This is a genomic window from Variovorax sp. CF079, assembly GCF_900101545.1.
Classification (GTDB): Bacteria; Pseudomonadota; Gammaproteobacteria; order Burkholderiales; family Burkholderiaceae_C; genus Variovorax.
Genome location: NZ_FMZU01000003.1, coordinates 111,135 through 120,616 on the forward strand (window position 1 = coordinate 111,135; position 9,482 = coordinate 120,616).

The window sequence follows — 9,482 nt, forward strand, 5'->3', positions numbered from 1 at the left end:
GCCCGCATTCACTGAGTTCCAGCGCTCGTTGCCCGGGTTGCGTTGATCAAGTCTGCATAGTCGGCGCGGGTGAACGCAGGCGCCGCCAACAGGTTGCGCGCAAGGTCACGCTTGCGCTCCATCAGCATCTGCAGCTGCATGTCGAAGCTGCGTTCATGCGCTTGCGGCAGCACAGCGAGCGGGTAGTAGATGTGAACGGGCTTTTTCTGGCCGATGCGGTATACCCGGTCGGAACACTGATCCTCGACGGCGGGGTTCCACCAGCGCGACAGGTGGATGACGTGATTGGCCGCCGTGAGGGTGAGGCCCACCCCGCCGGCTTTCGGAGAAAGCAGCATGACATCGAAGCCGCGATCCCGTTGAAACGCATTGACGCGGGCCTGGCGCACCTCGGTGCTGACCTGGCCGTTGATCACCATGGGAGGCTTGACGAGGCCATAGCGGCGTTGCAGCAGCAGTGGAAGCTGGTCGGCATCCTGCAGGTCGAGGGACTCGAGGAAGACGAGCACCTTTTCCTGGGTCGGCGCAACCCGGTCGAGCACATCCATCATCGCCGTGAAACGGGCGGATTCTTCGACCTTCAACTCCATGTCTCTGGCCGCCCCATCTAGGAGCGCCGGGTGCAAGGAGACCCGCCGCAGGGCATGGATCATACCCAATGTACCTTGGGGCCCGGCAATCTCCTTGAGCGCCAAGGCGCGCTCATACGCTTCCACCTGGCGGGCAGGCATCTCGACCTTCATCGGGTACTCGTGCTTGGTCGGCAGGCCTTCGAGCTTGTCGGTCTTCAGGCGGCGCAGCAGGATTCTGGGCGGCGCGCTCGGCGACGCGGACTCTTCCTGCCAGACAATCTCGCGCAGCGCCCCCACATTGGCACCCTCGACCTCGTAGCGGCTGCTGAAGTCCTTGAGATCGGCCAAGGCGCCCGGCTGAACGGCATCGGCAATGCACCACAGATCCGCCAAGCGGTTTTCGACCGGGGTGCCCGTCATCGCCAGCATGAACTGGGAATGGAGGGCCTTGACCGCATGTGTCATCCGGGCGGAAGGAGACTTGATCTTTTGAGCCTCGTCCAGGACCACGGCCGCAAAGGGCACCGCGCCGAAACTCAACTGGTAGTCGGAGACGGCCTCGTAGTTCGCGAGCACCACGTCGGCGCCGCTGAGACGCGCCATGTCGAGCCCGGCGGTGCCATCGACATGGCGACCACGCTTGAGCGCACGCAGATGATCGCCGTATGCTCGAACGATGTCGCCGAGGCCGGGCGAATGAAGATGCTCTTCAATCTCGGCCTCCCAGTTTCGCAAGAGGCCAACGGGCGCGACCAGAAGCAAGGGCCTTCGCTCCAATGCGCCCGCGTCCATCAATTCCCTCAGCCACACGCAAAACGCCAGCGCCTGAAAGGTCTTGCCCAGGCCCATGTCGTCGCACAAGAGGGCGCCCCGACTGCCTTCCAGCCAGTGCCGTTGCAGCCAAGCGATGCCCAGTTCCTGGTGCGGCTTGGGCGTGGTCCTCAGCCCCATCGGCAGCCCCAGTGTTCCGGAGCGCGCGCCGGACTTGACGCGCGTGAAGGATGCTTCATCGAGGTTAGTTTCGATCAGCAGCACATTCTTGACCGCCTTCGACTCTTCATCCGAAGCTGCTCGCCCCTTCTCGCGAAGATCCAGGGCCTTCTTCAGCTGCTTCATGGCGCCAACGTTGGCCTTGGATGCCGCAATGGTCCTTCCGGCCACTTGCACTTCGGGCTCGCCCTTGGCGAGCGCGGCCTCAAGATCATCGATCGCCTTGTCTATGGTGGGCTTGTCTAGCGGCAGCTCCGCGCCGTCGATGCGAATGCCCGCCGCGGTGGGGGCGCCCCAATCCTGGCCGGCAATCTTGATCCACGGGACGATGGGCGCGGCCCATTCGCCGATATCCATGACGCGCTCGGCAAAGCGCTCGGTCTCCACAAACACCGAGGGCTCCGATTCGCAAGCGTTGGTCAGCTCCCGCAGCACCGCCTCGGGGTGCATGGCCGCGCGCTTGCGCTGTTCGGCCGGGGCCTTGCGTAGACCCCGCACAGCGATCAATGCCTTTTGCAGGCGCTCGTCCGCAACGACATAGGTGCCCTGGCTCAAGGGGAACGCCGGGACGCCCTCGCGCAGCTGATCGAGCCGTTGGGGGAATAGGCGTTCGTCGACCTCCGAGAGTGCGCGCACTTGGTGCACGCCCTCTCCGCTCTCGTCGCGCTGGTTCGTCAGCAGGACTGGGTCGATCTGGACGTCGCCGCGGGCATCCGTGCTGATCGAGAAGGTCAACGCGCTGGCGCTCACCACCCGAAAGGACTTCAGGAACCCGTCGGTGATTTGGCTGGTGCCCGCTTCGCCCAAGGCCTCACGGATCTGGGCCCAGTGCCGGAACTGCTCTTCGATCGATGCGTCGGTCGAAGCGTTGAACCTTTCTACGAGCGCCAGGACTTCATAGACAGGGGAGCATAACCGGTAGACTTTGCCCTGCCAGTCCATCCAGATGCCCCGCCGCTCTGCGTCCTTGGCGGTGATGGACTTGCCCGGCTGCAGCCAGCGCACGTTGATCTGCGCGCCGGGCTTGCCCATGGCGCCGGAGAGTCGGACATCCAGCGCCAACGGGCAATTGGCGGGAAGGCCCAACTGGTCGGCGGCGGTAGCCGACCAGGTGGCTACCGTCGACGCCGGGACCACCAGCGATCGGCCTGCCAGCAATTCGGGCGACTCGGGGGACTGCGAGAGGAATTCGTTGATGGCGGCAGCGGCCTGAATCGGCAGGTCCTTCAGCCAAGCTTCGACACGCTGGGTCAGATCCCAGCGGACCGCATCAGGTGTCAGGTCACGTCTCATAGATTTGTGCATCGCGCAGGTACACGCCGGTATGGTGTCGGATCAGATCGCGCGCCTTTCGCTGCCAGGTTCCCCCTTCCGAGTTCATGTGGCGAAGCTCGGGATTCGCGTTAAAGCCGCCGTGGAAGTCCATGGAGAGCACGGCGCGCAGGTCTTCTCCGTAGTAGTACGGTTGATAGAGCTTCGGCGCAAGAAGATCGGTGTCCCGGTAGGCTCGCAGACTTCCGTTGTGGCTCCATTCCGTGAAGATAAGGTCGCCTACCTTGAGCAGGAGGACGGATTGCGCGTGGCTCACATTGCCTTCAAGGCGGCTGTAGCCCATGCCCTTCTCATCCACCTGAAGCCGGCGGGCCTGCTCACGCGCGGCCGGGCCCAAGGCCAGCCACGCCTCGTCGATGTAGCCCGCGTCGTAGTAGGCCATCCAGAACTTCTGCCGGTACATCCAGATCTCGTCCGCGGTGCGTTGCAGCAGCTTCATGAAGCCCCGGAGGGTGTCGCCCGTCAACCAGTTCAGCAGCGCGGCCAGGGCTGGCGCGGGAACGCCTTCCCATCGGATGCGCGTAATGCGAGGATCGCCGTACGTCGGGATGAAGAAGGCCAGGAGCATGGTCTTCATGTCATCGGGCGGCTTCCTGCGCGACCAAGGTTTGAGCAATGCCTCCGCAAACGGGGCCCTCAAGCCAGTTTGCGAGATAGGCGCCGCCAGCTTCTTGCTCCACGCCAGCAGCCGCGACACTGGCTCTTTCTCCCTCAGGACGTCATCGGGCAACGCTAGGCACGAAGCAAAGATCGCGGTTCCCATGCGCGTGTCGAGGAATCCGGGCCACAGCAGCAGGTCGGCCATGTGCAGTTCGATACACTGGCTCTGGTCGGAAAGAAAGAGCGCTGCCAGCCTCTTCGGTGCTTCGTGGGGCGCGAAGAATTCGTGCGCACCGTGCGCCGCGCGCAGTCGAACTCCGAAAGGCCCGGGGGCGGCCTCCAGCGCATGGACAAGACGCGACGCGAAGTCCATGAACCGAGGATCGTTCGCATCGAAGGACTCGCAATACACAAAGAACAACGGGGCCAGCCATCGCTTCGCCCGCTTGGAACTGCCTTGCAGGGCGTCGGGGAGCAGCGTTTCCCAGTAGAGCGTGACCAGCGCCGGATCAATTTCTGGCAACGCCGGCTCGCCGGCGATCCAGTAGGCATAGGGCAGCTTTCGCTGATCGGCGCGGCTCAAGCCAGCGTAGCCGGTGGCTCGGTGAGACGCAAACGTGTGACGCAGGCGTTTGCCGATCTCGGCGATTGGAGGCGGGGCTTGGGCCGTCGATTCGCCCAGGGCACCGACGGCTGATTCCAGCCGGGTCATCGACCGTGGGAGAGGCGCGAACATGCTCACTTCTGGGCACGCTGGGCCGCTCGGGCGGCCTCCCACGGCGCAACGGCGGTTTGCGGCCGGTACTTCAGGACGATGCGCAGATCGACGCGCCGGTTTCGCCCATCGGACGGATCCACATTCTTGAGGGGACGCGAATCGCCGTAGGCGCTATGAGAGAAGACGGGCTGCTGCTGGTCGTTTCTGAAGTCGTCCAAGGACGTCCGATTGACGAGCGCATCGCCAACCGAGATCGCCCGATCCAGTGATAGCTTGGTGTTGCCGCCTGGACGGTTCATCGGTCGGTTGTCGGTGTGGCCTTCGATGAAGATGGTCTCAATCTCGTTGCCTTGCGGGTTCGTTGCACAGGGTTGGCCATGGCGCTCACTGGCCACATAGCAGGCCAACACGCCGCTCAAAGCATTGGCGACTTGCGCGAGCTTGCCCGCGGCGCCGTCCTTGAGCGTCGAGCTGCCGAGGTCGAAAAGCACGTCTTCGGGCAGCGAGATCACGCCGCTGGCAGGATCGACGCGTACCGTTGGCAGAGTTTTTTGGACGGCGCGGCCAATCGCTTCTGTCACGCTTCCGCGCGGGTCCTGCGCGTTCTGACGGGCGGCCTCGATCGCGAGGGCTGCCGCCTCCTGTTCCGCCTTCTTTTGCAGCGCCAGGAAGGCGACCATGATGATGAACACGAACAGCAATCCGATCATCAGATCGGCTGCCGAGGCCAGGTAGCTGTGCTCTGTTTCCCCCGACGCGGTGCGAGGCGAGGGCCTGTGCATGTTGCCGAGCATCACTGGATCACCCGCTCGCCATTCATCACATCCGCCAGCTCATCGATGGAATCCGCAAGCTCGCTCACACCTTTGTCGAAGCTGCCCACGGCCTTGGCAAGGTGTGCATCCATGTCGAGGTGGAGTTTGGCAACCTGCTCCGAATAGATGGAGACGCCTTCGGTGATGGAACTCAGCGTCTTGCCCAAGGCGCCCGTTGCCTCGTTCAGCGAGGTGCGGGTGTGCTGCAGGGCCTCAAGGCCTCGCTGGCTGGCGTCCTCCAGCAGTCCCGCCACTCGCTCAACCGCCGAGGTGGCTTGGGGGGCAAACTCCCTGACCGTTTGGACCACGACCCGTTGTTCACGGCACAGCTCCTGCGCGCTGTCGAGCGCTTCGGCGATCCGGTCGCCTGCGGCGTCTACGCTGGAAGCCGCCGTTGCCAGTCCTGCAGTGACCGTGGCTAGGCCATCGACGGTTTCGCCCGCCTTCTCCAGCGCGCGGGTGACGAAGATGACCCCTTGCTTTCCAGCGGCCGAAGCGTCGCAGAGCGTGTCATCCAACGCCTCCATCGAGCCGCTGAGCGAGTCGGCCGCTTGAACCATCCTGTCAGCGCCTTCGGACAGGGTCTTTGTCACGTCGTCCAGATGGGTGACAAGCTGGGTGCCCGCGCTCTGCAGCGCGTCTGCTGCACCCGATGCGTTCTTTCCGAGGGACTGGCCGGCCTCCTGGAGGTTGTCGGCCAGCTGGGTCAGCGTTCTTTGCAGCTGGGCCATCTCGGATTCTGTGCCTTGCTTGAGCTGGGCCGAAAAGTCGGTCAACATCTTCTCGAGCGCATCTTGATTCATCGCCCCCAGCTTGTTGCTCAGGCCATCGATGGCGGTAACCAGACTGTCGGTCATGGCCTGCATCTGCGGATTGATGGCGCCGGCCAGCGACACGGCCAGATCGGTTTCGAAGCGTTTGAGGGTTCCGTTCTGATCGCGTGCCTCGTTTAGCAATTCTTCGATCAACTCCACGCTGGCCTCGGCATGCTCAATGTTCATTGCCGCCACCGCCACCTGGTGGCGCACGAGGAGCTCACCGCCGTTGGCCGGTACTGCCCGCACCAGCGCTTCGAGCACCTCGTCACAGGCACGGTCGATCTGCCGGAGCGCGCGCTTGGAAAAGCCCGTCCAGAGAATGGAGGCGAGAAGGCCCGCCAGGGACGTCAAGAACTTGCCGCCGGCGACCTTGAGCAAATTGCTGATGGCCTCCTCCGTGTCCTTGGCGCTGATCTGACTCTGCGTGAGCGCCGTGGTGGTGTCGGTCAGGGCCAGCGTCAGAAACACGAAGGTGAAGAAGAGGCCGACGCCCACGAGGATGTTCGGAACCGTCTCCGCCAAGTCGAGGTTGAAGCGCCGGCTCAGGAGCGACCGGGGACTCCAGATATCACGCGGGACCCCGAACATCACCGGCACGGCGCGATCACCCACGGGCAACGACGTGACACGTTCCTCGGTTTCGAGCCACGTGCTGGCGAGATTCGCATAGCGCTTCACAACGTCGTGCGCCCGTGAGCGGATGGTCGGCCAGCCTTCATCGGACTGGCCGGTCAAAGCTTTCGTCATCTGCTTGATGGACAGCAGCACCGATCGCACGGACCGCGAAAACCAGAAAACGTAAGCCACCAGGGCGACCGTCAGGATCAACCCCGCAAAGACGGTCACGTCCCTTCCAGCAACTAAGAACTCAATGAATGAATGCATGATCTTGTGGCCCGGATTGGGTTGCGCGCTCCAGCCTTATGGAGAAATGAATGAATGCGCTCGTAGGCCGGCGCGATGGCGCAGCGGTGCCCGGAGCCGCGCGAAGGTCGGTCCGGTACACCGCTAGCCCGGCGCCTTGGCATTGGGCAGCGTGTCTTTGGACACCCCTTCCAGTGGATGACCCTGCGCACGGCAGTACACCACCACCATGACTTCGACCATGTTGGCGAGGCTTCTGATCTCGCGATCAGCCGCCGCCTGGAGCGCCGCCTTGATGGGCGGCTCCACGCGGATGCTGATGACTTCTGATTTGCTATTGAGTTTTTGAGACACGTGTAAGCCGAACGCTTGCAAAACGCCACATTAGCGCCATCGAATCGCTGGCCGAGCTATCGAAGCAAACTTTGGCTGACACTCGCGCAGTACTTCACGCCAAACCCCCCGGGAGAGCGCGTGGCGGCGGCCGGAATCCTGTGCCGGCCCTGCGTAGTCTTGGCAGCAAGACGAAGCCGGCTAGCGCTTTGAGTGACCGAAAGATGCGTCTGGATCGAAAGGTCTCATACGCGCCTTTGGATCCGCGAGACATGCCTTGTCCGTCCGAAGATTCGCGAACCACTCTTCACCAGCGGCCTTGTTGTAACCCCCGTTGTGCGCTGAAAGAATTGGCGTTGGTCGATTCTCTTCAAGGGCCAAGCGATAGGCAGCAACTTCTCTCCTGACCGATGGGATCTTCAGGTCACGTGCATACCCGCCGCGCCTCACGTGTGCTAGGAACGCGAGCCAGAGCGCTGGACCTGACATTCTTCGACGAAACGTTTATGGAGTTTGAAGCGGTGGCAGTGGAGGCAGAGGCAATACTGCGCGGGTTTGCCCCAGATCGGGGGTGCACCATAGTCTTCGTCATGATATTCAAACTTAACGGAGGCGTCGGAGTCACCGCAGAGATCGCAAGGTCCGACCGCAGGGGCCAATTCCCCCGAAGCGAGAAGGCGGTTCATCGCCCTCAGCTTGCTCAAGCGTTCCGTCGCACTGTATTCGTTGTAAGACTCCATGCTGCCCGCTCCTCGGAATGTCTGGATTCCCACCATAGCAAAAGATGGCTCTCCGGTGGCCTTGTCAGAGACGATGCATACCCGATACCCGGCTATAAACTCGTACTGCGACACGTATTGCCATCCGCTTCGGCGGACGAGTCAACGGCGCGCCCGGTGAGATCGGCGGGTAGTGAATGTCTCACTCGGTGCGCCTGCAGGTAATCCAGGTGACGCGGCATCACTTGAATGCGCGACGACCGCGTCAGCCCGACGCTGGCGAGATCGTGATCGGAGAGCGTCTGCGATGCGAGAAGAAGCCCGTTGTCGTCAAACGAGATCAAGCCGGCGTCGAAAAGCTTGTCGACTGATGCTGCGAGCAGCAGCCCGTTGTACTCGTCGAGGCGCTGGAAATTGGTGCTCTCAGACCAAGGTCTCGCATGCGAAGCAACCAGCACTTCCTTGATCGCACAACGTGTCACCGCGCACTTGGAATTCCAAAGTTCCATCATGCGTTGACGATAACTGCCCTGCCCGACGCGCGCATTGGCCAGAACTTTGCGCGTAGTCTCAGGTACGCTGGCGGCTTGCGGGTCCGCGCGCAGATCCACTTCTGCTTGGGCGGCGTCTGACGACAGGGTTTCATCCTCGAATGCATAGACCGGCAATCGCTGCGCAAGCGCTGCACGCGCTTTGGGCGACATCGTGCAGGGCATATCCGTGCTCACAGCTCCGTTCAACGGTTTTCCAGTGTGAAAGTTCCTGAACTGCTCGCGCCCGACGGGCTCGAGCAGTCTTGCGAAGTCTTGGAGTTCGACCAAGGCGCTCGGACCGCTGCTTCGCCGCACTGTGGCGATGCGCGCAACCCAGGTCGCGAGAGTGGGTGCGCGATCCTCGACTAGAAAGAACGGAATCGGAGGCAGGTCGCTGGGTCGTTTCTTGCGCTCGCTCTCCACTGTGGACCAGTTCGCGGAACGACTCAGGTAAAGGTACGGGTCCGGGAGGCCCGACGTGGAGATCAGCCGATGCAGGTCGGTTATGCCCACGGAACCCCACACCGCAAAGTGGCTGGCGTCGGGTTGGGCTGAAGGCCGAGGGTAGGCAGCAGGGATTCCCATCGGCGCGATATCTGCGCCAGACACGAGATGGTGCAACTCCTCCGCAAGCACGTAGCCTTGGATCTCACGTCCGGCGTGAAGACAAAGCAGATTGCTGCCCTTCCCCTCGGTCATGGGGTCGACGGTCACCCTAAGACGCCGCCCTTGCAGCACGACCGAACGAACGACATCCTCCAGATCGTCGAGGGAGGTGCGATCGCCCAGGCGATCAGGGCCCACTACGAATCCTGAGTAGGTGCTGCCTCCCTCGGCAACCTTGTACGGATAGCGAAGCTCACCGACGGTGTCGACCAGCGCGAAGCGTTTGTCGATCCGTGCCTGCTTGCTCGTCCTTCGGCCGCTCTTGCCCTGCTCCTGCCTCTTTGCGTTCATGGTCTCGATCGACGTGGCAAACCACAGAAATCCTAGACACCTGCCGACGGATGCACGGTCGGGACGAACCCAGCGGAAAAAGTTCGCACGATGGACTCAGGGGTCAGCACCCGCACAGGAGCGGACGGAGCCAGTCTCCTCTTGTAAGGAAAATATCCGTTGAATGACCACTGCAGAAGCCCTGGACGCCAAACGAGAAATGCTTCTCCCTCGACATCGATGAATGCCCCC

6 protein-coding genes are annotated in these 9,482 nt (G+C 62.6%); all 6 read right to left on the minus strand.

The genetic code is table 11. The features are described from left to right. Nucleotides 1-8: 8 nt before the first annotated feature. Nucleotides 9-2,855, minus strand: a complete 2,847-nt coding sequence (locus BLS74_RS04905; RefSeq protein WP_170855498.1) for a DEAD/DEAH box helicase — start codon at nt 2,853-2,855, stop codon at nt 9-11. Next, nucleotides 2,845-4,230, minus strand: a complete 1,386-nt coding sequence (locus tag BLS74_RS04910; protein ID WP_093103427.1) for an EH signature domain-containing protein — start codon at nt 4,228-4,230, stop codon at nt 2,845-2,847. Before BLS74_RS04910 ends, BLS74_RS04905 begins: the two co-directional genes overlap by 11 nt. Before the next feature lie 2 nt (nt 4,231-4,232). Then, complete coding sequence (locus BLS74_RS04915) at nt 4,233-5,006, minus strand: OmpA/MotB family protein (protein ID WP_093103428.1); 774 nt, start codon at nt 5,004-5,006, stop codon at nt 4,233-4,235. Continuing rightward, nucleotides 5,006-6,691 carry a hypothetical protein gene (locus tag BLS74_RS04920; RefSeq protein WP_139191627.1) on the minus strand — a complete coding sequence of 562 codons (1,686 nt, stop codon included), beginning with the start codon at nt 6,689-6,691 and terminating at the stop codon, nt 5,006-5,008. The genes BLS74_RS04915 and BLS74_RS04920 overlap by 1 nt, the downstream gene beginning before the upstream one ends. Nucleotides 6,692-6,853: 162 nt before the next feature. Beyond that, nucleotides 6,854-7,063 (minus strand): hypothetical protein, encoded by a 210-nt coding sequence (locus tag BLS74_RS04925; protein ID WP_093103431.1) that lies wholly within the window; start codon nt 7,061-7,063, stop codon nt 6,854-6,856. 811 nt (nt 7,064-7,874) lie between these two features. Then, nucleotides 7,875-9,251 (minus strand): HNH endonuclease, encoded by a 1,377-nt coding sequence (locus BLS74_RS04930; RefSeq protein WP_093103433.1) that lies wholly within the window; start codon nt 9,249-9,251, stop codon nt 7,875-7,877. Between the last annotated feature and the right edge of the window lie 231 nt (nt 9,252-9,482).